Source organism: Phycisphaeraceae bacterium (assembly GCA_015709595.1).
Classification (GTDB): Bacteria; Planctomycetota; Phycisphaerae; order Phycisphaerales; family SM1A02; genus CAADGA01.
The window spans coordinates 3,167,310-3,192,301 of record CP054178.1 but is presented as its reverse complement, the minus strand read 5'-3'; the positions used below and the strand labels follow the sequence as shown (position 1 = coordinate 3,192,301).

28 protein-coding genes are annotated in these 24,992 nt (G+C 66.0%); 18 read left to right on the top strand and 10 right to left on the bottom strand.

The window, feature by feature from the left end:
• From HRU76_13530 to HRU76_13475, 12 genes are all read left to right on the top strand, one after another.
• On the top strand, positions 1–675 hold the full coding sequence (locus HRU76_13530; GenBank protein QOJ18545.1) for a hypothetical protein: 675 nt from the start codon (positions 1–3) through the stop codon (positions 673–675).
• Positions 676–742: 67 nt separating this feature from the next.
• The gene (locus HRU76_13525; GenBank protein QOJ18544.1) at positions 743–2,020 is read left to right on the top strand and encodes a restriction endonuclease subunit S; all 1,278 of its coding nucleotides are present in this window, start codon (positions 743–745) and stop codon (positions 2,018–2,020) included.
• Between the two features lie 4 nt (positions 2,021–2,024).
• Complete coding sequence (locus HRU76_13520; protein QOJ18543.1) at positions 2,025–2,921, top strand: phosphatidylinositol kinase; 897 nt, start codon at positions 2,025–2,027, stop codon at positions 2,919–2,921.
• 99 nt (positions 2,922–3,020) lie between these two features.
• A complete protein-coding gene (locus HRU76_13515; protein ID QOJ18542.1) occupies positions 3,021–3,722 on the top strand; it encodes a DNA-binding protein in 702 nt (233 codons plus the stop codon).
• A 9-nt stretch (positions 3,723–3,731) separates the two neighbouring features.
• Entirely contained in the window at positions 3,732–6,827 is a 3,096-nt protein-coding gene (locus HRU76_13510) for a type I restriction endonuclease subunit R (protein QOJ18541.1), read from the top strand.
• On the top strand, positions 6,827–7,408 hold the full coding sequence (locus HRU76_13505) for a hypothetical protein (GenBank protein QOJ18540.1): 582 nt from the start codon (positions 6,827–6,829) through the stop codon (positions 7,406–7,408). Before HRU76_13510 ends, HRU76_13505 begins: the two co-directional genes overlap by 1 nt.
• A 54-nt stretch (positions 7,409–7,462) precedes the next feature.
• Positions 7,463–8,149 (top strand): hypothetical protein, encoded by a 687-nt coding sequence (locus tag HRU76_13500; GenBank protein QOJ18539.1) that lies wholly within the window; start codon positions 7,463–7,465, stop codon positions 8,147–8,149.
• 415 nt (positions 8,150–8,564) lie between these two features.
• Positions 8,565–11,117 carry a hypothetical protein gene (locus tag HRU76_13495; protein ID QOJ18538.1) on the top strand — a complete coding sequence of 851 codons (2,553 nt, stop codon included), beginning with the start codon at positions 8,565–8,567 and terminating at the stop codon, positions 11,115–11,117.
• A gap of 259 nt (positions 11,118–11,376) precedes the next feature.
• Positions 11,377–11,934 carry a DUF2924 domain-containing protein gene (locus HRU76_13490; GenBank protein ID QOJ19194.1) on the top strand — a complete coding sequence of 186 codons (558 nt, stop codon included), beginning with the start codon at positions 11,377–11,379 and terminating at the stop codon, positions 11,932–11,934.
• On the top strand, positions 11,931–13,508 hold the full coding sequence (locus HRU76_13485; protein QOJ18537.1) for a recombinase family protein: 1,578 nt from the start codon (positions 11,931–11,933) through the stop codon (positions 13,506–13,508). Before HRU76_13490 ends, HRU76_13485 begins: the two co-directional genes overlap by 4 nt.
• A gap of 20 nt (positions 13,509–13,528) precedes the next feature.
• Positions 13,529–13,945, top strand: coding sequence for a hypothetical protein (locus HRU76_13480; GenBank protein ID QOJ18536.1), 417 nt, complete (start codon positions 13,529–13,531; stop codon positions 13,943–13,945).
• A gap of 76 nt (positions 13,946–14,021) precedes the next feature.
• Complete coding sequence (locus tag HRU76_13475; GenBank protein ID QOJ19193.1) at positions 14,022–15,374, top strand: ParB N-terminal domain-containing protein; 1,353 nt, start codon at positions 14,022–14,024, stop codon at positions 15,372–15,374.
• A 302-nt stretch (positions 15,375–15,676) separates the two neighbouring features.
• Here HRU76_13475 and HRU76_13470 read toward each other — a convergent pair whose 3' ends face one another.
• The 6 genes from HRU76_13470 to HRU76_13445 all read right to left on the bottom strand — a co-directional run bounded on the left by HRU76_13470 (position 15,677) and on the right by HRU76_13445 (position 18,043).
• Positions 15,677–16,030, bottom strand: coding sequence for a hypothetical protein (locus HRU76_13470; GenBank protein ID QOJ18535.1), 354 nt, complete (start codon positions 16,028–16,030; stop codon positions 15,677–15,679).
• A gap of 3 nt (positions 16,031–16,033) precedes the next feature.
• Positions 16,034–16,312, bottom strand: coding sequence for a hypothetical protein (locus HRU76_13465; protein ID QOJ18534.1), 279 nt, complete (start codon positions 16,310–16,312; stop codon positions 16,034–16,036).
• Positions 16,313–16,315: 3 nt separating this feature from the next.
• Entirely contained in the window at positions 16,316–16,894 is a 579-nt protein-coding gene (locus tag HRU76_13460; GenBank protein ID QOJ18533.1) for a hypothetical protein, read from the bottom strand.
• Positions 16,895–16,978: 84 nt separating this feature from the next.
• Positions 16,979–17,350 carry a hypothetical protein gene (locus HRU76_13455; GenBank protein QOJ18532.1) on the bottom strand — a complete coding sequence of 124 codons (372 nt, stop codon included), beginning with the start codon at positions 17,348–17,350 and terminating at the stop codon, positions 16,979–16,981.
• Between the two features lie 54 nt (positions 17,351–17,404).
• Positions 17,405–17,752: a hypothetical protein gene (locus HRU76_13450; GenBank protein QOJ18531.1), complete on the bottom strand. Its 348-nt coding sequence runs from the start codon at positions 17,750–17,752 to the stop codon at positions 17,405–17,407.
• 57 nt (positions 17,753–17,809) lie between these two features.
• On the bottom strand, positions 17,810–18,043 hold the full coding sequence (locus tag HRU76_13445; GenBank protein ID QOJ18530.1) for a hypothetical protein: 234 nt from the start codon (positions 18,041–18,043) through the stop codon (positions 17,810–17,812).
• Positions 18,044–18,352: 309 nt separating this feature from the next.
• Between HRU76_13445 and HRU76_13440 the strand changes: the two genes are divergently transcribed.
• The 4 genes from HRU76_13440 (at position 18,353) to HRU76_13425 (ending at position 20,582) form a co-directional block, all read left to right on the top strand.
• Positions 18,353–18,514 carry a hypothetical protein gene (locus HRU76_13440; GenBank protein ID QOJ18529.1) on the top strand — a complete coding sequence of 54 codons (162 nt, stop codon included), beginning with the start codon at positions 18,353–18,355 and terminating at the stop codon, positions 18,512–18,514.
• A 175-nt stretch (positions 18,515–18,689) separates the two neighbouring features.
• The gene (locus HRU76_13435; GenBank protein QOJ18528.1) at positions 18,690–18,899 is read left to right on the top strand and encodes a hypothetical protein; all 210 of its coding nucleotides are present in this window, start codon (positions 18,690–18,692) and stop codon (positions 18,897–18,899) included.
• 71 nt (positions 18,900–18,970) lie between these two features.
• Positions 18,971–20,110 carry an ISAs1 family transposase gene (locus HRU76_13430; protein ID QOJ18527.1) on the top strand — a complete coding sequence of 380 codons (1,140 nt, stop codon included), beginning with the start codon at positions 18,971–18,973 and terminating at the stop codon, positions 20,108–20,110.
• A gap of 49 nt (positions 20,111–20,159) precedes the next feature.
• The gene (locus HRU76_13425; GenBank protein QOJ18526.1) at positions 20,160–20,582 is read left to right on the top strand and encodes a hypothetical protein; all 423 of its coding nucleotides are present in this window, start codon (positions 20,160–20,162) and stop codon (positions 20,580–20,582) included.
• Positions 20,583–20,659: 77 nt separating this feature from the next.
• Here HRU76_13425 and HRU76_13420 read toward each other — a convergent pair whose 3' ends face one another.
• Positions 20,660–20,908, bottom strand: coding sequence for a helix-turn-helix transcriptional regulator (locus tag HRU76_13420; GenBank protein ID QOJ18525.1), 249 nt, complete (start codon positions 20,906–20,908; stop codon positions 20,660–20,662).
• Positions 20,909–21,017: 109 nt separating this feature from the next.
• Between HRU76_13420 and HRU76_13415 the strand changes: the two genes are divergently transcribed.
• Both HRU76_13415 and HRU76_13410 read left to right on the top strand, forming a co-directional pair.
• Positions 21,018–21,473, top strand: a complete 456-nt coding sequence (locus tag HRU76_13415; protein QOJ18524.1) for a hypothetical protein — start codon at positions 21,018–21,020, stop codon at positions 21,471–21,473.
• A gap of 90 nt (positions 21,474–21,563) precedes the next feature.
• Positions 21,564–21,833 (top strand): hypothetical protein, encoded by a 270-nt coding sequence (locus HRU76_13410; protein ID QOJ18523.1) that lies wholly within the window; start codon positions 21,564–21,566, stop codon positions 21,831–21,833.
• A gap of 378 nt (positions 21,834–22,211) precedes the next feature.
• Here HRU76_13410 and HRU76_13405 read toward each other — a convergent pair whose 3' ends face one another.
• The 3 genes from HRU76_13405 to HRU76_13395 all read right to left on the bottom strand — a co-directional run bounded on the left by HRU76_13405 (position 22,212) and on the right by HRU76_13395 (position 24,561).
• A complete protein-coding gene (locus HRU76_13405; GenBank protein ID QOJ18522.1) occupies positions 22,212–23,288 on the bottom strand; it encodes a DUF3800 domain-containing protein in 1,077 nt (358 codons plus the stop codon).
• Between the two features lie 90 nt (positions 23,289–23,378).
• Positions 23,379–24,137: a tyrosine-type recombinase/integrase gene (locus HRU76_13400; protein ID QOJ18521.1), complete on the bottom strand. Its 759-nt coding sequence runs from the start codon at positions 24,135–24,137 to the stop codon at positions 23,379–23,381.
• A gap of 115 nt (positions 24,138–24,252) precedes the next feature.
• Positions 24,253–24,561: a winged helix-turn-helix transcriptional regulator gene (locus HRU76_13395; GenBank protein QOJ18520.1), complete on the bottom strand. Its 309-nt coding sequence runs from the start codon at positions 24,559–24,561 to the stop codon at positions 24,253–24,255.
• Positions 24,562–24,992 lie beyond the last annotated feature (431 nt).

The following is a 24,992-nucleotide window of genomic DNA, read 5'->3' as shown; positions in this document are numbered from 1 at the left end:
ATGGCAAAGAAGCCAACCATCCCGTCTCGCTCGAACACCGAGATCCGGACCATCATGCTTCAGTACTTCTACGACCGCAACAAGAACGCGACGAGCGCACGGGGCAAGAAGGGCTCGGCCATCAAGATCAGCGACATCAAGAAGGAACTGAAAACCAGCCACACATTGACGCAGCAGGAGGTGCAGAGCAATCTCACGTATCTGATCAGCCAAGGTTGGGTCGAGGAGGACACTGTCGAAAAGTCCTTCACTGCTCCCGGAGGGACGGTCATCCCGTCCACGACCAGTTTCTACAAGATCACGGCCGCTGGGATCGACAAGATCGAAGGGCCCGGAGAGTTCACGATGCAGAAGTTCCACGGGATCAACATCAACGCGACGGGGCAGAACATCATTACTCTCGGGGACGGGAATCAGGTCAACGTGAAGTTCTCCGACCTAGGCAAGGCGCTGGTTGAACTGCGCGACGCGATCACCAAGTCCGACGCCGACGAGCAGGACAAGTTGGCGTACGTGGCCGACATCGACACCATCCAGTCGCAGCTGGCGAAGCCCGCCCCGAATCAGAACATCATCAGTGCCGCGTGGCAGACCGTGAAGGCCGCCGCGGCCATCAATGGCTGCGCGGGGTTCGTCACGAAAGTCGGCGCCCTCATTGGAGGGCTTCTCGCATGACACCGAACGGTGCTACAGAATACCCCTCGCGGTTGCGGGGGGGGCGCCTGGTTCTGGAGGCCAGGCCATGACCACTCCGCCCACCTGGCGTAGTTCCACTTGGGGCGATGAAGTCTCGCTTGAGTACGGCAAAGCGCTACGCGACTACTCGGAGAGCGGTGGCAGTGTTCGCGTGTTTGGTACGAACGGGCCGGTTGGATGGACGGACACTCCACTCGCCGAGGGACCCGGCGTTATCCTCGGCCGGAAGGGCGCGTACAGAGGGGTGCACTACTCAGTCGATGCGTTCTGGGTCATCGACACGGCTTACTTCGTCGTACCCAAAGCGGACTGTGACATGCGATGGCTGTACTACGCCATCACTCATCATAAGTTGGGCGAGATCAACGATGGCTCGCCGATCCCGTCGACAACCCGCGCGGCAGTTTATCCGCGTGAGTTAGCCGTCCCACCGATCGAGACCCAGCGTGCCATCGCCGCAGTCCTCGGCTCGCTGGACGACAAGATCGAGCAGAACCGGCGGACGGCACGCGCGCTGGAGCGGCTGGCGCGGGCGATCTTCCGGGCGTGGTTCGTGGACTTCGAGCCGGTCAAGGCCAAGGCCGCCGGCGCGGCGTCGTTCCCCTCCATGCCGCAGCCCGTCTTCGACGCCCTCCCGACCACTTTCACCGACTCCGAGATGGGCCCTGTGCCGGAGGAGTGGAGGCTGGGCACTCTTGGTGAACTTGGCACGCTCGCGATTGGGGGAGACTGGGGAAAGGACGAGCCATTCGACGGGGCTGTGCAAGCGTATTGCCTGCGAGGAGTAGATTTGGAGCACTTGCGGTCAACCGGCCAGGCCACGCCCCCACTGCGGTGGATGAAACCGACGAGCATCGATCGCCGGACGATGAACGAGCGAGATGTGCTGGTCGCCGGGTCCGGGGCTGGTCCTACGGGCCGCCCCTTGTGGGCTTGTCCGGGATTCATGCGAACGGACACGCCCGTTATCTACTCGAACTTCTGCAAGCGGATTCGATGTAGCTCGGCGGCTGCGGCGGTGTATCTGGACGCTTGGCTGCATCAGATGCGGGAATCGGGCGAGATTTGGGAGCACGTCAACGGCACATCGGTCCCGAACCTTGACGCGAAATCCATGCTCGCGGGTAAGACTGTCGTGATCCCGCCTGAACCGCTGCTCCAGACCTACTACACGCTCGTGCGGCCGATGTGGGAGCATCTGTTTTGCGGCGAGAACCACACCCTCGCCGCGCTCCGCGACTACCTCCTCCCCCAACTGCTGAGCGGCCAGGTGCCGGTGGAGGTGGGCGATGCCGAGAGGGTCGCCACCAAGGGGAGCGCGTGAGGTCATGTACCCTGTCGTCCGTGTCACGCAGCCACCCGACGCCCCCGAGCCGCTTGGTACGAAGCGGAAGTACTGGTACAAGGCCGCCGACGGACGCGAGGTGCTCTTCAAGGCCGAGGAGCGCGGGTACGGCGAGGATTGGTCGGAGAAGATCGCGTGCGAACTCGCCGCGCTGGTGGGGATTCCGCACGTTCACTACGAGTTGGCCCGTGATGTGAACGCGGATGTGCCAGGCGTGGTCTCGGTGCAGTTGTGTCTCCCGGGCGAGGCGCTGGTACACGGCAACACGCTGCTTCAGGCGATTGATCCGGCATACCCGAGGACAACGCTCCGTGTTCCGGCACACACCGTCGACGCGGTGAACCGGGTGGTGCGGATGCTCTCCATACCGGCCCCGCGCTGGGCGGCCAACCTTCCGTCCGGGATCACAACCGCTGTCGACGTGTTCAGCGGCTACCTGATGCTCGATGCGTGGATCGCCAATCAGGACCGGCACCATGAGAACTGGGGCGCGCTGTGGACGGAGAACCGATTGACGCTCGCCCCTTCGTATGACCACGGAGCGTGTCTGGCGCGGAACGTGAGCGATGAGGAGAAAGCCGCGCGCCTGACGACGGGGGACGCGGGGTACAGCGTCGGCGCATTTGCGGCCCGGGCCGGGTCGCGCCTGTTCGACCAGCCCACGGACACGCGCCCGCTCAGCGCGCTGGATGCGTTCCGCCGGTTCTCGGCCCCAATCCCGCATGCGGCCGACGCCTGGAGGGATCGGCTCCGGGCGGTCGATCAATCGACGGTCGAGGCGGTTCTGGACCAAGTGCCGCCTGATCGGCTCTCTCGCGTTTGTCGAGACTTCACCCTACAGTTGCTGGTAGAGAACCGGACGCGGATTCTGGCTCTCTAGGAAAGGAGTTTGATGAATCGTCTGTTCGTGGCATGGCGCTCGGAGGTCGGTGTGGGGCCCACAGGAGAGGGGCCGACTGTGGGGTGGGGACCTGTCGGGGTGCTTGAACGCACGCCCGAGGGGGGCTATCGATTCGCCTACACGAACGGTGCGCGCACGCTCACCGGGTTCCACCCGTTTCCCGGGATGACCGAACTGAACGCCGTGTATGAGTCCGACCAGTTGTTCCCCATGTTCGCCAATCGTCTGATGAACGAACGGCGGCCGGAGTACAAGCCATCGCTCGTCTGGAGCGGGTTCGATCCGGATAACCCGCCCGATCCCATCCAACTGCTGGGCGTGACGGAGGGGCTGCGGCAAACCGACTCACTGGAAGTGTTCCCGTGTCCTGTCCAGGACGGCGATGGATGCTTCCTCAACAAGTTCTTCCTGCATGGCGTGCGATACGTGCCCCCCGCCGCAATCGAGCGCATCAACCGCCTGACCACGGGTGATGCGCTGGTGATGATGTTTGACGATTTCAACCGCCACGACCGGCTCGCGGTGGCCGTGCGTACCGACGACGCCGAGGCGCGTTTCATGATCGGATACGTTCCTCGCTACCTGGCGCACGACGTGCGGCTGTTGTGCTCGCAGTGCCATCCGGATTTCATCGATCTGCGGGTCGAACGTGTCAATCCCACTGCCCCGCTTCAGCAGCGCGTGCTCTGCCGGATGAACTCTTGCTGGCCGGACGGGTTCGAGCCATGCGGCGGCGAAGAGTTTCAACCAATCGTGAGCGGGGCGCTCTCCCAACACTGAGGACCACCCGTGCATGAAAGCGACGTCGAACTCGCTGCGCTCGGGCTGTTTCGATCCGTCGGGTACGACTTGCGGCACGGCCCGGAACTGGGACCAGATGCGGCGGCCTCCGAACGGGAGGGCTTTGATTCGGCGATCCTCAGTGACCGAGCATTGCGCGCGGTTCGATCGCTCAATCCTGTCCTCCCAGAAGTCGATTGTGCCGCGGTCGTGCGGACGCTCGCCCGACCTCCTCACCCGACCCTCATCCAGAACAACCGCTGGTTCCACGACCTCCTGACCAACGGCGTCAAGGTCGAGTACCGCGACACGAAGACCGGTGAGACCCGGGGTGGGTTCGCGCGGCTGGTGGACTTCGATCGGCCCGAAGCGAACGACCTGTTCGTCGTCCGCCAACTCACGGTGACTGGCCCGTCCGGCAAGTGGATCAGGCCGGACCTGATGGTATTCCTCAATGGCCTGCCCATCGCGGCGATTGAACTGAAGGATCCGACCGACGCTGAGGCGGACCTGTGGTCCGCGATCGCCCAGTTCGACCGCTACAAGCGGACCGTGCCGGACTTCTTCGTGCCCAATGTGCTGCTCGTGGCGTCGGACGGGCTGCTGACGCGCGTTGGCTCGATCACCAGCGGGCCGAGCCGGTTCATGCCGTGGCGGCCCATTGCAGGGGAGGCCGGGGGGGCTGCTGGAACAGGAGGGGGCGGCGGCGGCAAGCCCACGCTGGAAGCACTGATTCGCGGGCTGTTTGATCGCCGGCTGCTGCTCGACTACCTGCGGAACTGCGTCATCTTCGAGGAGGATGAGCGCGGCGAGATCGCCAAGAAGATCGCGGGGTATCACCAGTTCCGCGCGTTGAGGAAGACGCGTGCCAGCGTGCTGGCAGGGCTCAAGTCACCTTCGGGCCAAGGGGATGGTCGCGGCGGCGTCATCTGGCACACACAGGGCTCTGGCAAGTCGCTGACGATGCTCATGCTGGCGGGCGCGCTCATCCGCGAGGCGCGGATGGCCAACCCGACGATCGTGATGATCACCGATCGCAACGACCTGGACGACCAACTCTTCGACACCTTCGCGGCGGGGCGTGCGCTTCTGCGGCAGGTTCCCGTGAAAGCCGACAGTCGAGAGGAACTGCGGGCGCTGCTCGATCGTGCCTCCGGCGGCGTGGTGTTCACGACGATCCAGAAGTTCACCGAGTCACACGGCGAGGTTTCGCGCCGGAGCAACATCGTCGTCATGGCCGACGAGGCCCACCGCAGCCAGTACGGCTTCGTCGATGGCGGTGCTCGCTGGATGCGTGAGGCGCTGCCCAGCGCCACGTTCGTCGGCTTCACCGGCACGCCGCTGGAGCGTGATGACCGCAACACGATTCACGTCTTCGGCGAGTACGCCGATGTGTACGACATCCGTCAGGCGGTCGAAGACGGCGCGACGAAGCCGCTGTACTACGAATCGCGGATCGTGAAGTTGACCATTGATGAAACGGGCGCGGCGGCGGCCGAGGCGGAGATCGAGCGGGCGGTGGCTGCGGACAGGCAGGGCGTGGATGTCGAGGATCGAGTCCGAGTGCCGCTGGAGGCGCTGGTCGGGGCGCAGGAGCGCATCGAGCGGCTGGCGGCATTCATCGTGGAGCATTGGGAGAAGCGGCGCTCGGCGATGGAAGGCAAGGCGATGGTCGTGACCATGAGCCGCGATATCGCCGCTCGGCTGTACGAGGCGATCAAGGCCCTGCGCCCCGCGTGGCACGACGCCGACGATGAGCGGGGTTCGATGAAGGTGGTTGTCACGGGCAACTCGAACGACTCCGAGCCCCTGCGACAGCACGTCCGGACGAAGGCCGCGCGCAAGCGCCTCGCGGAGCGATTCAAGGGCCCGGAGGACGACCTGCGGCTGGTGATCGTGTGCGACATGTGGCTCACGGGCTTCGACTGCCCGCCGGCGCACACCATGTACCTCGACAAGCCGCTGGCCGGGCACAACCTGATGCAGGCGATCGCCCGGGTCAACCGGGTGTATGGCGAGAAGCCAGGCGGCCTGATCGTGGACCTGCTCGGCTTGGCTGACCAGTTGGCCGATGCCTTGGCGACCTACACCCAGGCGGGCGGCACCGGCGACGCCGTAAGGAGCGTTCAAGATGAGGCGGTGCCCGCCATGCAGGCCGCGTTCGAGAAGTTGCAGGCATTCTTCCACGGCTGCGAGTATGAGTCGGCGCTCCTCGCCGCGCCCCAGTACGTGCTGCCGATCTACCTCCGCGCGATCGACCACGTGTTCGGCCAGCAGGATGGGTGGAAGCGGTTCCGGACGCTGGTCAAGCAACTGGCCGCGGCGTTCGCCCTCGCGGTCCCCCGGCCTGAGACCGAGGCCGTCGTCGATCACCTGGCGTTCTTCCAGCGCGTGACGGCGATGATCCGCAAGCGGCTTGCCGACGATTCGAGCGGCGGCAGAACCCGTCAGCGCGACGTGGATGCGGCGGTGCGGCAGGTCATTGGTGGCGCGGTGGACGCCGACACGGTCATCGACCTGTTCGCTGCGGCGGGACTCGATGATGCCCGCCTCGACATCCTTTCGGACGAGTTCCTTCAGCGGGTGGCGGCTCTTGAGCAGAAGAACCTCGCCTTGGAGACCCTCCGCAAACTGCTGACGGACCAGATCCGCATTTCAGAGCGAACGAACCTGGTCCAGAGCAAGAGGTTCCGCGAGGCGCTGGCCGAGGCGATGCTCCGTTACACGAACAAGGCCATCTCGACTGCGGAGATGATCGCGCGGTTGATCGACCTCGCCAAGCACCTGCGCGAGGCACAGAAGCACGGTGAATCGCTGGGGATGACCGAGGAAGAGACGGCGTTCTACGACGCGCTCGCGGAGAACGGCTCGGCGAAGGCGGTCATGAAGTCGGACACGCTCCGGCTGATGGCAAGGGAACTCGCCGAGATGATCAAGAAGATGCCCAAACTCGACTGGACGCAGCGGGAGTCGGTACGGGCGACGCTCCGGCGGAACGTCCGGCGCATGCTGGCGAAGTATGGGTATCCGCCCGACCTGTCTGAAGACGCGACGCAACTGGTGTTGAAGCAGGCGGAACTCTCCACCGAGAATGAGGCCGCTTGATGGGACTACCGGCTCTGACACTGCAGTACGCCCAGAGTCGAATCGCCCAGTTCGACGGCGACGATCGCTACTTTGGAGCGGACAAGGCAGTCGGCCTCGTCTTCAGTGCATGGCCACTGAACACGAAGTTGGAGGAAGTGATCGTCAAGGTCGTCGTGCTGGATCGGCTGTACAGCACCCGGATTCTCAGCCCGTGGCCGGTCGCGGAGCGGATCGTCGAACTGACCATTGACACTCGACTCGTGGCTGGCGACCACTCGCTCGTGCATGACATTGCCAACACTCGGACCGGCGGCAAGTCGCGGTACCTGCTCTCGTTCGCATCCAAGTACTGCGCATGGCATCGGCCCGATCAGTTCCAGATCTTCGACTCGCTGGTTGAGGACCTGCTTTGGCGATACCGACGCGAGCATCGATACGATGATTTCCGTCGCTATGAGTTGCGAACCTACTCGCGGTTCCTGAAGGCCATCGATCGGTTTCGACTGCACTTCGGCCTGGAGTCGTTGACGCGGAAGCAACTCGACAAGTTCCTGTGGATTGAGGCGAAGCAGATGCAAGCGCAGCCGCAGTCGAAATGACGTGTCCAATCCATTATCGTCTTGGTGATCGGCGCTGCGGGAGGCGAGCAACCCTTGTCGAAGGACGATGAGAATCCCGCACTGCGGCTGGCCCACGCCCTGGCGGAGGTCTACCTCGCGGCGCGCGAGTGGTCGGTTGCCTGCCATCATCTGGCGGTCCCGGACAGTCCCTACACCATCGAAGAGCGGCTGGAGGCGAGGGCATCAGCCGTGGCGGCGCTCCAAGAGTGCATCCGGCTTGCCAAGGCGGCGATCCCAGGTGCCGACGAGTGGATTCGCCCCATCTTGGGCACCCCGCCCGGAAAGTACACCAGTAGGATCAAGACCATCCTGCATCGACTGGCGTCTGCGTTGGTGGTGTACGGACATGGGCTTCCGCCGGAGGGCGAACATCGCGCGGCGTGGCAGAAAGATGTGGATGCAACCCACAAGGTCCAACTGGAACTCAAGGGGCTGGACTACTCGGCGCTGCCTGCTGAGGGGACGCGGAAGCCGCCAGAACCGAAGGTCGAACTCAACGAATCGGAACGGAGCATCGTCGCCGCCCTGCGGAAGCACGGCGCACGCCTGACGACGGATCCGTTGCTCAAGAAGGCCTTGGGGATCGCAAACGCGAACGGGAAGGCCACACTGGCCAGCTTGGTCAGGCGAGGAATCCTCGACAACCGAGGCGACGTGAAACCGCGCGGATACGGCCTCTGTGAGTGGGCCGAGCATGGTCATGACCGTGGTCATGACTGACAAAGCGTCAGCAGCGGCCATCCTTTGCGAGTCGTTTCGTCTAACCGCGAGACGACGCGATGAAAGGAGCCGCCGATGGCCGCACCGCTTGCCGCACCAACTCTGCTCTTGAAGCCGCGTGAAGCCGCGGCGGCACTCTCGATCATCGAGCGCGCCCTCTGGTCACTCACCGCCCGTGACAAGGTGCCTTGCGTGCGCCTTGGCCGAAGCGTGAGGTACGAGCCGAGTACCCTACAGGCCTTCGTGGCCGCACGCCGAGAGTCGCAATCCAACTCCAGCGTGGAGGCGCGCCATGTCCAGTGACGCGAAGTGGCGCGCGGTGACGCCCCAGCAACCGTGTCCTATCTGCAGCAAGGGCGACTGGTGCGGCCGCAGCGGCGACGTGATTCGCTGCATGCGCGTCTCCGCTGCACCGGTGGGCTGGCGCGTCATCAAGACAGACGCGGAGGGCGGCACCGTGTTCGGCCCTGCCGACGCCCGCGGAGCCGATCTGACGCCCCAGCAGCGGTTCGAGCAAGCCCTCGCGCGCACAACCAGTGAGGACCATGAGCGACTCGCGCGCGCATTGGGTGTGGCCTCGACGGCACTCGCAGACCTGGATGCCGCATGGGATGACCCTGTGTGGCTGTTTCCGGAACGCGATGCTCGGGGCGCCATCATCGGCGTCTTGCGGCGGTACGGGGACGGGAAGAAGAAATCGCTGTGGAAGGCCAAGCGTGGCCTCATTGTCCCCCGATCCCTGCCGGCGGAGGGTCTCATCCTGATCGTGGAGGGGCCGACCGATGTGGCCGCCGCGTTGTCGATGGGGCTCGCCGCCGTGGGCCGACCCAGCGCTGCAGGCGGGGTCAAGCACTTGGCCGAACTTCTCAAGGGGCGCGAGATTCTCGTACTTGGCGAGAACGACCAGAAGCCGGATGGCTCGCACCCAGGACGTGATGGCGCGCTGGGAGTGGCGACACGATTGGCGGCGGCATGGGGAGTACCCGTCCATTGGGCTTTGCCACCGACCGAGAGCAAGGACATCCGCGCCTGGTTCAATGCCCAATCAGTTGATCCCGCCGACACTGCCGCGTGCCATGATGCCGGACAGCGTTTCATGGCGGCGATCAAGGCGGCGGTTCAGACCGTCGAGCCTCCGGCGAACGGCCAATCAACCGACTCCGGCAAGGAATGTGATGCAGGCGGCGGACGCAAGTCGCAGGCCACCGAACTGGTGGACCTGTGCGATGGCGTCGAACTCTTCCACGACGATGACACTGGCTACGCGAGCGTTCATGTCGAAGACCACATCGAGACGCTCGCCATCCGCGGACGCGGATTCCGGCGTTGGCTGGCCCGCCAATACTTCGAAGCGACCGACAAGGCACCGGGCAACCAGATGCTGGCCGATGCGATCAACGTCATCGAAGGGCATGCCTTCTTCCGCGGCCCGCAGGTGAAGGTCCATGTGCGGCTGGCCGACCACGAGGGAGTCATCTACCTCGATCTGGCGGACTCCAAGCGGAACATCGTGCAGATCGATGCGACTGGCTGGCGAGTCGTCGCGCAGGCACCCGTGCGTTTCAGGCGCCCCAAGGGCGTGCTGGCACTTCCCGTTCCGGTGAAGGGAGGATCGGTCACGGAGTTGCGGCAGTTCGTCAACGTGGTGTCCGACGTGGACTTCATCCTTCTGGTGTCGTGGCTCGTGGGCCTTTTCCGGGTGGGTTGGCCGCAGCCGATCCTCATCGTGATCAGTGAACAGGGCAGCGGCAAGTCAACTTCCATGCGCCTTTTGCGGCGACTGGTCGATCCGAACACGGCCGGTTTGCGGTCCTCGCCACGCGAGCCGCGCGACCTCATGATCGCGGCCACGAATGGCTGGTTCGTCGCGCTCGACAACCTGAGCTCCATCCCAGACTGGCTGAGCGATGCACTCTGCCGCCTGAGCACGGGCGGTGGCTTCGGCACGCGCACACTGTACGAGAACGATGAGGAACAGCTCTTCGACGCCCTGCGGCCCGTGATGCTCAACGGCATCGAGGAAGTGGCGACGCGCGGCGATCTTCTCGATCGAGCCATCCGCATCGGCCTGCCGTCGATTCCCGAGGACAAGCGAGTGACTGAGAGCGCGCTGTATTCGCGATTCGAGGAAGCCCGTCCGCGGATCCTCGGTGCACTTCTCGATGCCGTCAGCACGGCCCTCTCACGGATTAATGGCACGCATCTGGCGGCATGCCCCCGAATGGCCGACTTCGCGCACTGGATCGTGGCGGCGGAGCCAGGGCTTCCGTGGAAGACCGGAGAGTTCATGGAGGCGTACACGGCCAACCGCGCGAGTGCACACGATGTCGCGCTCGAATCGACCCCGGTCGCTGACGCCATTCGTCGTTTCATGGTCAGCCGCAAGGAATGGGAGGGTCGAGCGACCGACCTGCTCGCTCACCTCGATCAACTCGTAGATGAGAAAGTCCGCCACTCGCGTGACTGGCCCAAGCGCCCCCACACCTTGAGCAGCGCCCTACGCCGCCTCGCGCCGAACCTCCGCCAAGTGGGTGTGGACCTCGAGTTCCCCAAGCCCGGACACCGTAGCCGCTCCATCATCGTGAGAACGGTGCCGCAGAAGGGCGTCGCGAGCGTCGCGGAGCGTCGCACCCTCTTTGGTGACCCCGCCAAGGCGGCTGACCGCGACGCTGACCACCCGGACCGCGACGCTCCCGTACCAGGGGCAAGCGTCGCGGGAACAGCCCCGGGCGCGGCCGAGAATCACCTTGCGACGCACCGCGACGCTCGCGACGCTGAGTTGGGGCACCAATCCAGCCCGCGGCTTGCCGACTTCGATGAAGTCGAGGAGCGGGCGGCCATTCTGGAGTTCGAGCAGGGATTGTCGAGGCAGGATGCCGAAGCGATCGCTCGCGGCGCCTCGGAGTCGGCCCTCCCGTCTCACCAGCCCAACGATGAGCCACCACTTCGATCGGGGGGTGGGGCATGACCGCAAACGCCGACCAGATCATCGACGACCTTACCACTGTCCTCGCCCTCGCCGTCCTGCGTCTCCGCCGCCGCGCCATCGACGCCGCCCCGGCGGGCGAGGCGGCCCCCGGGCCATCTGCCGGAATCCCCTCGGATTCCTCCCAACTCGGCCTTGAGGTGTGTGCCCCGAGTCGCCCTTGTGGTCCCACCACACGGGTTGACGCGTCCGGCGCTCTCGGAGAGGCCCACGCGTCGCCCACGCTGCAAGGAGATGCATGATGGGATCGACCACGACCACGACCGCACGCGCCACGGTCCACCGCGAGATCGCCACGCTCGCACACATGACGCCGAGCCAACTTCGCGCGAAGTACGCCGAGGTCTTCGGTGAGCCGACGCGCGCCGGCAACGCCGTCTGGCTGCGACGCCGGATTGCCTGGCGACTCCAATGCCTCGCCGAGGGCGACCTCGTCGAGCGTGCCGATCGCTTGAGGCAGTGCGCGCTGGCGATGGCCGACGATGGCGACCTGCGCACCACGCCGCCACGCATGCCGCCCGCTCAGACGCGCACTGTCGTCGGGCGGATTGGGCCGAGCCCGCGCGCCGCCGTCTCCACGACCGCCACCGCCCCTGACAACCTCACCCCCGGCACGACACTGACGCGGGTCTATCGCGGCAAGCGGCTGGATGTGCTGGTCCTCGATCCCTCCGAGGGCTTCGAGTACGACGGGCGGCGGTACCGCTCGCTCAGCGCCGTCGCCCACGCGATCACCGGCGCGAAGTGGAACGGCCGCCTGTTCTTCGGGCTGACGGGCGGAAAGGCGGTGAGCGCATGAACCGCCAGACCAGACGAGCCGAGGCCAGCGCCAATGCGACCACGGTCGTTCGCTGCGCCATCTACACCCGCAAGTCCTCGGAGCAGGGGCTCGGCCTCGACTTCAACTCGCTTCATGCCCAGCGCGAGAGCGGCGAGGCGTTCATCGCCAGCCAGAAGGGCGAGGGCTGGGTGTGCCTGCCCGAGAAGTACGACGACGGGGGGTACTCGGGCGGCAACACCGACCGGCCCGCCTTCCAGCGACTGAAGCAGGACATCATCGCGGGCAAGGTCGATGTGGTGGTCATCTACAAACTGGATCGACTCAGCCGCAACGCGCGCGACTTCCTCGCCATCCTCGATTTCCTCGAAGAGCATCGCGTCGGCCTGGCGAGCGTCACGCAAAGCATCCAGACGACCGGTGCGATGGGCAAGTTCACGCTGCACATCATGGTCGCGGTCGCCCAACTGGAACGGGACCACGCCAGCGAGAGAACGCGCGACAAGATCGCGGCCGCGAGGCGCAAAGGGAAGTGGGCCGGCGGCGCGCCGCTGCTCGGCTACGACGTAGTCAGCGACAAGACCGGCTCGCGGCTCGTCGTCAACGCCGCCGAGGCCGAACAAGTTCGACGCATCTTCGCGCTCTACCTCGAACGCGGCTCGCTGATCGAAGTTGCCAAGGCACTCGCAGAACTCGGCTGGACCACGAAGCGGTGGACGACCAGGACCGGCAAGCCCCGCGGCGGCGCGGCGCTCGACAAATGCCGCCTCCACGCCCTCCTGACCAACGCGACGTACATCGGCCTCGTGCGCCACCACGACCAAGTCTTCGACGGCGAGCACGAGGCCATCATCTCAAAGGATGTGTGGGACCGCGTGCAACTCCGCCTCGAACAGCAGCGCCGCTCCGGCGGCGGGCACGTCGCCAGGAACACGAGCGGCGCACTGCTCAAGGGCCTCGTCCAGTGCGCCCACTGCGGCGGGGCGATGGCGCACTCGTTCACCACCAGGGGCACAACGCGATACCGCTACTACACCTGCCTCGCCGCCCAGAAGCGCGGGTGGCAGGCATGCCCGACGAAGTCGGTGCCCGCAGGCGACCTCGAACGCTTCGTCGTCCAGGAGATCAAGTGCATCGGCCGCGACCCGACCGTCGTCGCTTCGACTTTCGCCGCAGCCAACGCCGCCGTCCGGGGGCGGCTCACCGAGATTGACCACGAACGCACGATCCTCTCGCGCGAACTCCGCCGCCACCACGCGGCCGTCAAACGCACGGGGGACGCCGCCCACCTTGGCGACCTCCACCAGCAGATCCACGCCGCCAATCGCCGTGTCGCCGCCCTGGGTGACGAGGAGGCCGCGCTGCGCGAAACGACCGTGAGCGAACGCGAGGTCGCGGCGGCGCTGGCCGAGTTCGACACGATGTGGTCGGTGCTCAGCCCGCGCGAGCAGGCGCGCGTTCTGCACCTCCTCGTCGAGCGCGTGGTCGTCGATCGCGTCGAGAACACATGCCGAATCACCTTTAACCCGACCGGCATCCGCGCCCTCGGCGGTGGTGACGACGCCATTGCCATCGCCACCGCAGACGCCGCATGACCAGCCACGAGGGAATCGCCATGACCACGCCTACCACCGAACTCACCATCGAGCGCCGCATCACCTTCGCGTCCCCACGCCGCCAGCGGCCTAGCCGCCACGACTCGGACGCTACCCGCTCGACGCCCGTCGGCAGAACGCCCCGTGTCGCCCGTCTGTTGGCCCTGGCGTATCGGATCGACGACCTCGTCCAGCGGGGCGACGTGGGGGGCCACGTGGGGGGGTACGCGGCGGTGGCGAACGTGGGCGGCGTCACGCGAGCCCGCGTGAGCCAGATCACGGCGCTCCTCAACCTCGCCCCCGACATCCAGGAGGCCGTCCTCGCCCTGCCCGGCGATACCGCCATTTCCGAACACGACCTGCGCCCCATCGCCGCCGAGATCGACTGGCGCACGCAGCGGCGCATGTGGAAGGCGCTCTCACACCGCAACCCCTGACCCGCACGCCGCAGCGCACGAAGCGCCCCCGCAAACGCGGCTGCACGGAGGCACCACCATGAAGACCACCACCGAGCTGATCGTCGAAGAGCGGCCGATCGAATGGCTCAAGCCCTACGACAAGAACCCCCGCAAGAACGATGCGGGCGTGGATGACGTCGCCCAGTCGATCGTGTCCTACGGCTTCCGCCAGCCCATCGTCACCGATGAGCACGGCGTCATCATCGTCGGCCACACCCGCTACAAGGCGGCCCTGAAGCTGGGACTGAAGACCGTGCCCGTCCACATCGCCAGGGGGTTGAGCGAGGCCCAGATCAAGGCCTACCGCATCGCCGACAACCAGACGGCCACGCTGTCCGGCTGGGACTTCGACCTCCTGCCGCTGGAGCTCGCCGAGCTCAAGACGATGGGCTTCGATCTGGAGCTCACGAGCTTCTCGCCCGCCGAGATCGAGCGCCTCCTCAACGCGGGCAGCAACCCCGGCCTGGTCGACCCCGACGACATCCCCGAGCCGCCGGAAGAGGCGGTCACTCGGCCCGGCGACCTGTGGATGCTCGGCAACCATCGTCTGCTCTGCGGCGACTCCTCCAAGCCGGAGGATGTGGATCGTCTGCTCGATGGCGCGCCGGTGCATCTGGTCAACACCGATCCGCCCTATGGCATCAACCTCGAGCCGCGAAGCAACAACGCCCGGGCGGCGGGCTCGAAGGCGCTGCCCGCCATCGCCAAGGCCAAGGCGCATCTGCAGGGGTTCGATGATGCCCGCCAGGGCAAGCCCAAGGCCACCCACAAGCAGATGCGCGCCAAGGACCGGCCCCTGGCCAACGACTTCCTGGCCGGCGCGGACTTCGACAAGATCCTCCTGGCGTGGTTCGGCAACATCGCCCGCGTCCTGCTGCCGGGGCGATGCTTCTACATCTGGGGCGGGTATGCCAATTGGGCCAACTACTGCAGCGCGCTGGCCGAGTGCGGCCTGTACTTCGCCCAAGGCATCACCTGGGTGAAGGGCCATCCGGTCCTCGGCCGCAAGGACTTCATGAACGACTGCGAGCATGCGTGGTATGGCTGGCGCGAGGGGGCGGGCCACCAGTTCTTCGGCCCCAACAACATCTCCAACGTCTGGCCCGTCAAGAAGATCCCGCCCAACCAGATGGAGCATTTGACGGCCAAGCCCGTGGAGCTGGCGGCACGTTCGATTGTCTACTCGTCCAAACCCGGCGAGAACGTCCTCGATCTCTTCGGCGGCAGCGGCTCGACCCTCATCGCCTGCGAACAGCAGGGCCGGCGCGGGTTCCTCATGGAGCTCGATCCACTGTACGCCGACCTCATTTGCGATCGCTACCAGCGGTTCACCGGCAAGCCCGCGGTGCTGCAGCGCACGGGCAAGAGCCCGATCCCCATGAGGCCGCGCGAGGAGCACATGCGATGATGCGCGGGCTCGCGGATGATGATCGTGCACCATCACGACGTGATGATCCTGCCGTGCTGCTCGCCGATCATCGACCAGCGCCGCTTGATGATCGCGCCGTGATCGCCAAGGATGATGGGCCGCCGCGCGCCGATCTCGATGTTCATCATCACCCGGCCCGGCCCGATGTTCCCCTCGGGCTTGGTGATGCTTGCGCTTCAAGTGACGTTCCGAAGGAAAAGCGCCACTTGGCGCTCTGTCCGCAGAAAACCCCACCGTCCGGGGGGGTCGGTGGGGTAGAGGGCACGTGGCGGCGAGGGCGGCTACGTCGCGTGCGGCGGTGGCCCCTTCTCCCGCAGCGCATGCCACTCGGTCATGGCGTCGAGGTGGATCGACTCGCTGGCCGCCACGGTCTTGCGCCGCAGCGTCTCGACCACGATGCCGCGCTCCCGCAGGAACGCCAGCGTGACGTTGATCTGCGTGAAGGGCAGCCCCGTGGCCCCACGCAGCGTCTCGACGGTAAACGAGCCGCCGTCGAGGTCATCGATCGCGTGGACCACCGCCTCGTACACATCCAAGTCGCAGGTGTGGCGGTAGGGCGTGCCGCGCCGGGGCCGCACGTCGCGGACCATGATGCGTTCCAAGACCGCGAAGGTCTCGTCGAGGTCGTGCGGCATGGCTCACGCACCTCCTTCCGGTTGAGGCGCGGCCGCCCTTGCCCCCGCCCCCGTTCCGGCCCCCATTCCGGGGGTTCGGCGGCGCAGCCGCGCTGCAGAGCGGAAGGTGAGTTGGCGGCCGGTGCGCTCGTTGACCACATCGATGCGCTTCTGCCAACGCGTGCTGCCGGGCGTGTGCCAGGCGGGCGGCACCTCGAGGATGGCCAGCACCCTGACCGTGGTCATCTGGCCCGAGACCTTGGCGATGTATCGCCCTCCGATTTCAACGTCGGTGATCTTCATGGCTCACGCACCTCCCTTCGCGTTCGAGGCGAACAGGCCACGGTCCTTCTTGGTGAAGCGCGCCTCGCGTCCCTTGGCCGCGATCTCGCGGATGATGGCGGCGTAGAGCGTGGCGTGCGGTGTGGCCCCGCTGGTCTTCCAGCCGGCCGCGATGGCGCGCTCGGCGATGGTCTTGGCGTTGAGCGGCTCGCCCGCCTCGGCCAGCACCTTGGCCGCCAGGTCCAGCCCGCTGAGGCGCTTGGGCTTGGGTTCCTTCGGAGTCCGGGGGGTCTTGGGCGTCCGGGGGGCCTTCGGCGTCTTGGCCTTGGGGCCGCCGACGTTGGCCCCCGTCGCGTCGCTCGCGTCGGTGGCGTCCTTGCTGGCCTTGCGGCCCTTCTTCGCCCCGTTCGCCCCAAGGGCGACCATCGGCACGCGGTCGAGTTCCGCCGTGCCGTTGGCCTTGGCTGCCGCCTCGGACTCGGCCCACTTCTTCGTGATCTCGGCGCGGGCCTTGTCGATGGTGGCCCGGCTGGCGGGCTCGCTGCCCTTGGGCCGGTCGTTCTTGCGGAGGGACGACTTGGTGGTGTTGCGCTTCTTCGACATGATGCATCTCCTGGTAGGAGGGTGTGTGATCCCCGCCCGGCACGCGCCGGGTCGTGGGTGTTGGTTCGTGGTGATGTGGGGGGGTCAGTGGCTCGCGACCTGGATGCGGGTGTCGCTGCTGCCGTTCCACTCGACCTTCAGTCCTGCCTCGCGCAGGGCCTCGCAGATCTCCTGGCCGTCGCCGGACCAGCCGAGCATGCAGCAGCCGTCCTCGGCGAGATGCTGGGCGTCCTGGCGGTGGTAGAAGACGACCTTGCCCGCGCGGCCCTCGGGCACCTCGTACCAGGCGCAGGTCGAGCAGCAGGTGAAGTTCATGCGGCAGAAGTAGCCGCGCCCCCGGAGATTGCGGAAGGCAGCGCGAATCGCGTCGCGCACTTCGTCGGGCGTCATGCGTGGCGTGCTTCGGGGCGTGGTGTTGGTGGTTGGCGTCGTCATGGTGGTGTGGTCCTTGGTCATGTGGTGGCTTCATGTGGGGGGGCGGAAAACAGCGAAGCCCGCATTGAGCGGGCTTCAGCAGGTCGGTCCGGTGGGGTTCGAGTCGTTCGGTCCAGGCCGTGGTTCGCCCACGGCCTTGAGGTAGTCGATCAGGTCGCTGGCGGTCCAGGTGTCATCGTCGATGGCGTGGTGCTCATCCGGCCCGCGTCGCCCGTCGGGGTCGATCTCGAAGAGCCGGAACCCGCCGAGTGCTCCGGGGCACGGACCCCAGTGGCCATCGGGGAAGCGGCCATGTCCATCGGTGGCTGTGGCGATGCTCCAGGTGCGGCCGTCGGGCGTTCGAACCTCGATGCCGGTCAGGGCGAAGCCAAGGGAGCCCAGAGACTCGGTGAGCTGGATGAGGCGCTGCGTGGTGTTCGTCATGGTCGTCGTGCTCCGGTTGGTGGTGCGTGGGGTGGTGCGTGCGTGCGGCTCGCCACGTCAGGCAATCGGGTCGAGGATGTCCTCAAGGATGTCTTCCAGGAACCAGCGTGCCTCGACGCAGGCGTCGGCGTTGGCCAGCGTGGTCGTGCCGTTCTCGATGCGGGGCTCATCGCGCTTGATCTGCCGCTGCAGCGCGGCGTGGATGTACGAGATGGCCTCGGGGCTCAGGCACTCCCGCGGGGCCTCGATCAGGTTGTCGCGGTCGCGCTGCGTGGTGGCGTTGTTCGTCATGGTCGTCGTGCTCCTTCGCGTGATGGTCGGTATGGGCTTCGTTCGGTACGCCACGACACATCTACCTCGACCCCCGTGGACATCAAGGCCAATCCCCCGGAAACCGCAGGATCCCGGGGGATTCGGCGGGTTCGGCCACATTCCGGAGTTCCCCACATGTGCCCCACTCGACCCCCCACGTCGCCCCCTTCCACATCACCGCCGCCGTCCGTTGACGCGACTGCCCACGACGCCGCCGACGTGGCCGCCTGTGGCAACGGTGCTTCGGAGCGCCCAACCTCCGCCGCGCCGTTGCCCCGACCACCACGCTTGCCCACGGTGGCCCTGACGAGGCCGCGCTGCCCGTCGTGCGGCACCACGCGGATCAAGCGCTACCGCTCCATCAAGGACCAGGGAGACGGCACGGCGGTGTGGTGGGTCCAGTGCCAGGCGCCGGCGTGCGGCCACCGGTTCAAGATCCTCTTCGAATAGCCCCCCCCACACACACGCCCCCCCACGCGCGCGACGCTCCACGCGCCCGTCACGCCACTTCCACACCGTGGAACACGATCCGGAGCCACGGCCTACGCTGGGCCGCGACGCGACACGTGTGACGAGGAAGTCGGGGAGGGAATGTGTGTGGGGGGGGAAGGGAAGGAGGTTGCCCATGCGGCTCAAGCGACGGATCGATCGAGTGGAGCAACGCCTCGTGCCTCCTCCTCCGCTTCCACCGCCGGTATTGTCGGCCGAGGACCGGGCCATCGCGGAGCGCATCTACCACAGGACCTACGCCGACCCGGTGCGCTACGCCAAGCGCATCGAACTCTTCGAGCGCATCCACGCCGAGCAGCGCCAGCGCGAAACCCAAGGCCGTTAGCACCCAGGGCAATCGCTTTTTCCGTTGATGGGGCGCAAGGGGGATGATCGATCGGAATTCTGCGGGCATGGATGTCCCGCGGAAAGGAGGCCAGGATGGCCCCATCGATCATGGCGTTGCTGCAGGAGTTGCCCGATCCGCGAGGTCGGCGTGGTCGGCGTCACCGGTTGGATGAGATCATGGTCATCGCCATTCTCGCCGTGATCTGCGGCGCCGAGGGGTGGACGGACATGGAGGAGTTCGGCCAGTCCAAGGAGGAATGGCTTCGGAGTGTTCTTGATCTGAAGCACGGCATTCCGTCGCATGACACCTTCGGCGATGTCTTCGCGGTGCTGGATCCGGGGGCGTTCGAGACGTGTTTCCGACGCTGGACCGAGGCCATCGCCGGGGAGATCGAGGGGGTGGTGACGCTGGATGGCAAGACCCTCCGCCGGAGCTTTGACCGGGCTTCGAAGAAGGCGGCCATTCACATGATCAGCGCCTGGGCATCGGACAACGGCGTGGTCTTCGGCCAGCTGGCCACGAACGAGAAAGGCAACGAGATCACGGCGATTCCGCAGTTGCTGCGGATGCTGGCGTTGAAGGGATTGATCGTGACCATCGACGCCATGGGGTGTCAGAAGGCCATCGCCGGGCAGATCATCGAGCAGGGCGCCGAGTACGTGCTGCAGGTGAAGGGCAACCAGCCGGAACTGCTGGAGGATGTGGAGAGGGCGTTCCGCTGGGCCGAACGACGGGGATTCGCCGCCATCCGGCATGCCGTGTCGGAGGTGACTGAGAAGGGCCACGGACGCATCGAAACCCGTCGGGCCACGGTGATGTGGATGCTGGACCTGGTGCGTTCCCGCGACGACTGGCCCGGGTTGCGGTGCCTGATCCGCGTCAAGTGCATGCGTGTCATCGGGCAGGAGCGGACGATGCGGCGGCACTTCTACATCTCGAGCGTCCAGACGCGACGATCGGAGGAACTGGCACGCCTCTGCCGCCAGCACTGGAGCATCGAGAACCAGTTGCACTGGTCGCTGGACGTCAGCTTCGGGGAGGACGGCAGCCGCGTGCGGAAAGGCAACGCGGCGCAGAACCTGTCACGCCTGCGACGCCTGGCGCTCAACCTCCTCAAGCGTGAGAACACCCGCAGAATCGGGATCAAAGCCAAGCGACTACGTGCAGGATGGGACCACGATTATCTCATCAAGGTGCTTCGAGGGTGAAAAAGCGATTGCCCTGCGTTAGCACCGCTGACGTGAAGGACCGTGCGGCATGCACCTCAATAATGATGACCCCGACAGCACGCTCAACGCACGCCAGGAGGCGGCCATCGCCGCCCTGCTGACCGAGCACACCATCGAGCGGGCCGCCGAGAAGGCCAAGGTCTCTCCGCGCACGCTGTACCGCTGGCTCGACACCCCGGCCTTCGCCGCCGCCTACCGCAAGGCCCGGCGCGCGGCCTTCAACCAGGCCATCGCGCTCACCCAGCGCTTCACGCCCCTGGCCGTCAACACCCTGGCCAAGGTGATGACCGATCCCGCCGCCTCGGCCAGCGCCCGCGTGGCCGCCGCCGCCTCCATGCTGCGGTTCGGCCGCGAGGCCATCGAACTGGATGATCTGGCAGCCCGCGTCGAATCCCTGGAGTCGCTGACGGAATCGACCCGCCCCCGGATGCCCGCTACGCGCTGGAACTAGCCCCCCCCACGTACCCCCCACGTACCCCCCACGCACCACACGCGCGTTCACCCGCGTGCGTGCGTCCGCCACCGTCGTCAGCGCCGGTCCTCGCCGGCCAGGCGGGCCACGGCCACGGTGGGCTTCGCGCCGCAGGCCCGGCACCACTCGATGAACTCCGTCACATCCACGCGGCGGTTGCCGGTCTCGCAGTTGTGGACCCACGACTGCGGCTTGCCCAGGAGATCGCCCAGGGCGCGCTGGGTCAGCTCCGCCTCCTCGCGCAACTGGCGAAGGAAGGGCGGAACGACCCGGTAGGGTCGGGCATGCTGGGCCTTCTGCGGCATGGGCGGAGTGTGCCGCAGAATGGACTTGACACGATTTGCGTATCAGAGCAGGATGGGCCGGAGGGCCAAGCGCTGGTGCGCCGAGGCCCGCGAACCAAGGGATGTGTGCATGATCGACTTCGCCTGCCCTCGTTGTGCTGAACGAATGGAGGCCCCGGATCAACTTGCGGGCGACGTGGTCGCCTGCCCGATCTGCCAGCAGCAGGTCATCGTTCCGACGTCACATGTCGTGGAGGATCCCGCCGCCGCCATCCTGGCCGCCCTGCCCAAGCCACGATCGGCGGAGTCGCGCCGCTGGTCTCGGTCGAAGGTTCTGACGGTCACCTTGATCCTGTGGACGGCGGCCTGTGGACTGAAGATCGGGTGGCACACGATGAAGTTCGATCTCGACGTTGCGTCGCTTTCTGAGGAGTATCGCCTGTATGGCATCTACAGGCCTGGCGACGGCCCCCTCGAGTCCTCGGCGCTGGCCAATCGAGACGCCCGCACCCGCACCCTCTACGTGTGGCTGGGAGTCGCGGTGACGCTCTTCATCGCTGCCGTCGCCACGTCGAACCGACGCTAGCCCCCGCCCGCCGCGTACACCCACTCCTTGACAACCGGGCTGAAAGTCGCCCCTCTGGTCGCCAACGCGCCTCGGCGCACGGAGGTTGGCATGGCCGCACGTCGCAGAATCCCTCACCCACGAACCCGCTCCACGCTGCTGCAGGCGATCGATGAGCTCGACGCCATCGACGAGGTGCTCGGCGCCCTGCCGCACATCCGGCGGATTGCCCGACCGTCACCACCACCGCCCCCGGCCACGCCCTGGGCGAGCGACGAGACGCCCGAGGTCTGCTGCGTGGATGAAGCGATCGAAGCGGCCCTCCGCAGTCGGCTCCGCGAGGTCCGCCAGACGCTCGCATCCCTGCATGGCATGGGCTGACAGTCCCCCCAGCATACTCCGGGTGAGAATTCGTCGTTTTCGGGCCGGAAAAGCCGGTTTGGGCATCCGGCACGAGCCCGTGGAACCTGCCAAAACCTGACATTCTCTGCCATCGATGTGGCCGCACGCGCTGCCGCAGGTGGACCGGCGGCACGCGCCAAAACCCCGCCAGCAGTGCAATGGAATGCAGAAACCGGCAACGGGCGGGGCCAGTCGGGGCGGCAGTGTCGCTTTGCGGTGGAAGCGCAACTTGATCCAAATGTTACATGTGCAACGATTCTCGACATCTACGACTTGACCACCACGAGACGTGTCGTACTGCATGGTGAGGGCCGACAGCCACTATTGTATGTTGCGTGTTCATCAATGCCTTCGCACTCATCGGTCTCGCGCACGTCGGAACGCTTCGGCCGTTGCATCAATGATACCCGATCCTCTAAATCCCAATCGCCCAACGTCGTCTGCGGTGAACTTGAGCTCGGGAAACACTTGGCTCACTCTGGGCCACTCTTGCACAATGGCGAGCAATGCCTCGCTAAAGTGTTCGACCACTGGAGTCATGCCGTTGAGCACCTCGGCAGCATGGCGCACCATACCTGCTGCGATGTCTGCCAACTGAATGCCCGACTCCGCTTTGGAGTCGCACACCTCGATGCTAGCGAATCGAAGTGGCAAACCTACGGCTCGACCATGTACATACTGCGTAGCGATCGAGGCTGCTGGCCGGGTCATTTCCAGAAGAGCTGGCTTTGCAGCGGCGATCGTACTTGCCGAATCAACGCGCAGTTCTAGGGTATCGGTGACCTCGTCGTTCCATGCGCGTACAAGTGAAACGACCGACGTTACCTGCAACTCAAGCGCATTACGGCCGACATCGGCCCGTCCTGTGGCCCGATGGAACTCAATCCCATCCAAGATCGGCTGGATCAGACCATGACAACCGGTAGATGTCTTGCCAAAAGCTACCACAGCAGTCGTGAAGCCATCCAGTGTCGATGCCGAGGGATTTCGGCAGAACGCCTGGAAATGCGTAAGTACACGTTCCAAGCTCCGCTTCGCCAATGACTCGCCACAGTGGAATAAAACGTTCAAGTACTGCAGATTGAATCCGTTCTCCCAAAAGTCGCATCCTGCTTCGTGGAACACGGGTTCCACAATGCACTCAAGCAACTTGCCCAGCAGCGCGTATCGTTTGTGATACAGCTGGAATCGCATGTTGGGACGCTTTGCGTCCATGTGCTTGGCAAACGCCAGAATCGCCTGTTGCCCGAGCACACGACGCGCAAGTGCCTTGAACTTGAGTTCACGTGCGGTTGTCGCGACTCGCAGAACCGCGACGGCGTCCTGCACTTCCGCAGGGGTAAGCAGCAAGCTTGAAACGACGAATATGGGTTGCTCGCTGCTGAGTAGATCCGACCCCGTATACCCACTCTCGTCAAGGAAGAGCACGGCCATCGAGTTCAACCTCCGGATAGACGCCCTAGGCACCGTTGTCGGTCATTCAGCACAAAACTCTAGGGTATACCGGTCCGGTCGCGGCGTCCCTCACCACTCCCGCCCCCGCATCGCCGCCACCACGTCCCACGGGGCGATGTGGTCCAGGTAGCGCGCCGTCGTGGCGATCGAGCGGTGGCCCAACTGCTTGGAGATCAGCCCGATGTCCACGCCCTCCTGCCGCAACTCGGCGGCGTGGGTGTGCCGCAGCCCGTGGGCGTGGACGCGCCGCACCAGCCCCGCCTTCGCCGCGAGGCGCGGCAGGAACACGCGCACGTACGACGATGCCATCGGCCGCCCATCGATGAGGCAGAACACGGGGTCGGCATCGGTGACGGGCAGCGACCGCCGCGCCTCCAGCCACTGGCCCACGATCTCGAAGCCCGCGCGGTCCATGCCGACCATGCGCGACCGGCCGCCCTTGGCGTGCAGCACGCGGATGGCACCGCTGCGTGGGTCGAGGTCGATGGGGCGCAGCGCCAGCGTCTCGGTGATGCGCAGCCCGGCGCGGTAGAGCACAGTGAGCAGCGCGCGGTTGCGGATGCCCGCCGGTGAGTCCTCGCGGCACGCGGCCAGCAGGGCGGCGACCTCAGCGTCGCGGAGCACCTCGGGCGGGTAGCGGCGGACGAGCTTGGGTCTGGCCCGTGGGCCAACGTCGTGGCCGTGGGGTGGCGTGGGGGTGGCCATCGCCGCCGGGCCGCCCGGCAGGTGGTCGTCGCGCGTTGCGTTGGCGTGGCGGTGGCGTGCGGCCCGTGGCTGGGTGGTCGCTGCCGTGGTCGTCATTCTCACCGTCTGCGTCATCGTCGTCATGCGTGCCTCCTCGTCCCCCCGGGTGACGCTGAGGTACCTCGGGAGGCCGCATGGAGGCAAGGCGGTTTCGGCCGGGGCAGTGACGAATCCGGCGGAAAGCGCGACTGGCAGCCCTTCACATCCACTCATCCGTCAGCACGCGCAGTTCGATCTCGCAGGGCATGCCACGGTCACAGCGGATGACGATGCGCGTGAACTCACCGTCCGGGGTGAAGGCAGCGCGCGAGTCGAGGTCGTAGAACATCTCGTGCCCGACGCCCTCGCGCTGCCGCTCGACGAGGCGAATCTCGACCATGTGCTCCAGCCCGCACTGAACTTCGCTCAGTTCGAGTCCGACCGCGTTGGCCAGCGCATCGGCGGTGGCCGGACCCTGTGTGAGCCGCATCAGCAGGCGGCGGTGAACCGGGTCGCTCAGGGCCACCATCTCAGGGAACACCTAGTCGCTGTCGGGGCGGTCGGGAGTATCGTCGGTCTCGTGATCGATGGTCATGGTGAGAGCCCTCATTCCACCGGATGCCGCCCGGCCACGAGGCCTGGCTGCCGAACGATACCCGTCAGGGGACACAGGCAGCGCCTCGGGCAGAACCATCCGGTACCGGCCCGCCGCCGGCCCTCGCACCGCCCGCAGAAAAAAAACTTCACGAGTTTGTCACGCTGACCCTTCGGCGAGCGCCTTCATCTATAGAGCCTCTCCGGGGCCACGGACGGCCACGGTCGCCATGACTGCGACATGGAAGTCATCCCCGGAGAGGCGTTGCTCCATCTTCGAACACGCGGCGGTGACGCCGTGCGCTGTGTGTTTGTCCCATGAAGGGGAGAGACAGGTCCGTATGCGTGTGTATCGGGTGGACATTT

Excerpts from the sequence above, each read along its gene's own strand:
- HRU76_13530 (QOJ18545.1), top strand. The coding sequence starts at position 1 with ATGGCAAAGAAGCCAACCATCCCGTCTCGCTCGAACACCGAGATCCGG.
- HRU76_13525 (QOJ18544.1), top strand. The coding sequence starts at position 743 with ATGACCACTCCGCCCACCTGGCGTAGTTCCACTTGGGGCGATGAAGTC.
- HRU76_13520 (QOJ18543.1), top strand. The coding sequence starts at position 2,025 with ATGTACCCTGTCGTCCGTGTCACGCAGCCACCCGACGCCCCCGAGCCG.
- HRU76_13505 (QOJ18540.1), top strand. The coding sequence starts at position 6,827 with ATGGGACTACCGGCTCTGACACTGCAGTACGCCCAGAGTCGAATCGCC.
- HRU76_13490 (QOJ19194.1), top strand. The coding sequence starts at position 11,377 with ATGGGATCGACCACGACCACGACCGCACGCGCCACGGTCCACCGCGAG.
- HRU76_13485 (QOJ18537.1), top strand. The coding sequence starts at position 11,931 with ATGAACCGCCAGACCAGACGAGCCGAGGCCAGCGCCAATGCGACCACG.
- HRU76_13480 (QOJ18536.1), top strand. The coding sequence starts at position 13,529 with ATGACCACGCCTACCACCGAACTCACCATCGAGCGCCGCATCACCTTC.
- HRU76_13470 (QOJ18535.1), bottom strand. The coding sequence starts at position 16,030 with ATGCCGCACGACCTCGACGAGACCTTCGCGGTCTTGGAACGCATCATG.
- HRU76_13465 (QOJ18534.1), bottom strand. The coding sequence starts at position 16,312 with ATGAAGATCACCGACGTTGAAATCGGAGGGCGATACATCGCCAAGGTC.
- HRU76_13460 (QOJ18533.1), bottom strand. The coding sequence starts at position 16,894 with ATGTCGAAGAAGCGCAACACCACCAAGTCGTCCCTCCGCAAGAACGAC.
- HRU76_13455 (QOJ18532.1), bottom strand. The coding sequence starts at position 17,350 with ATGACCAAGGACCACACCACCATGACGACGCCAACCACCAACACCACG.
- HRU76_13450 (QOJ18531.1), bottom strand. The coding sequence starts at position 17,752 with ATGACGAACACCACGCAGCGCCTCATCCAGCTCACCGAGTCTCTGGGC.
- HRU76_13445 (QOJ18530.1), bottom strand. The coding sequence starts at position 18,043 with ATGACGAACAACGCCACCACGCAGCGCGACCGCGACAACCTGATCGAG.
- HRU76_13435 (QOJ18528.1), top strand. The coding sequence starts at position 18,690 with ATGCGGCTCAAGCGACGGATCGATCGAGTGGAGCAACGCCTCGTGCCT.
- HRU76_13430 (QOJ18527.1), top strand. The coding sequence starts at position 18,971 with ATGTCCCGCGGAAAGGAGGCCAGGATGGCCCCATCGATCATGGCGTTG.
- HRU76_13425 (QOJ18526.1), top strand. The coding sequence starts at position 20,160 with ATGCACCTCAATAATGATGACCCCGACAGCACGCTCAACGCACGCCAG.
- HRU76_13420 (QOJ18525.1), bottom strand. The coding sequence starts at position 20,908 with ATGCCGCAGAAGGCCCAGCATGCCCGACCCTACCGGGTCGTTCCGCCC.
- HRU76_13415 (QOJ18524.1), top strand. The coding sequence starts at position 21,018 with ATGATCGACTTCGCCTGCCCTCGTTGTGCTGAACGAATGGAGGCCCCG.
- HRU76_13410 (QOJ18523.1), top strand. The coding sequence starts at position 21,564 with ATGGCCGCACGTCGCAGAATCCCTCACCCACGAACCCGCTCCACGCTG.
- HRU76_13405 (QOJ18522.1), bottom strand. The coding sequence starts at position 23,288 with ATGGCCGTGCTCTTCCTTGACGAGAGTGGGTATACGGGGTCGGATCTA.
- HRU76_13400 (QOJ18521.1), bottom strand. The coding sequence starts at position 24,137 with ATGACGACGATGACGCAGACGGTGAGAATGACGACCACGGCAGCGACC.
- HRU76_13395 (QOJ18520.1), bottom strand. The coding sequence starts at position 24,561 with ATGGTGGCCCTGAGCGACCCGGTTCACCGCCGCCTGCTGATGCGGCTC.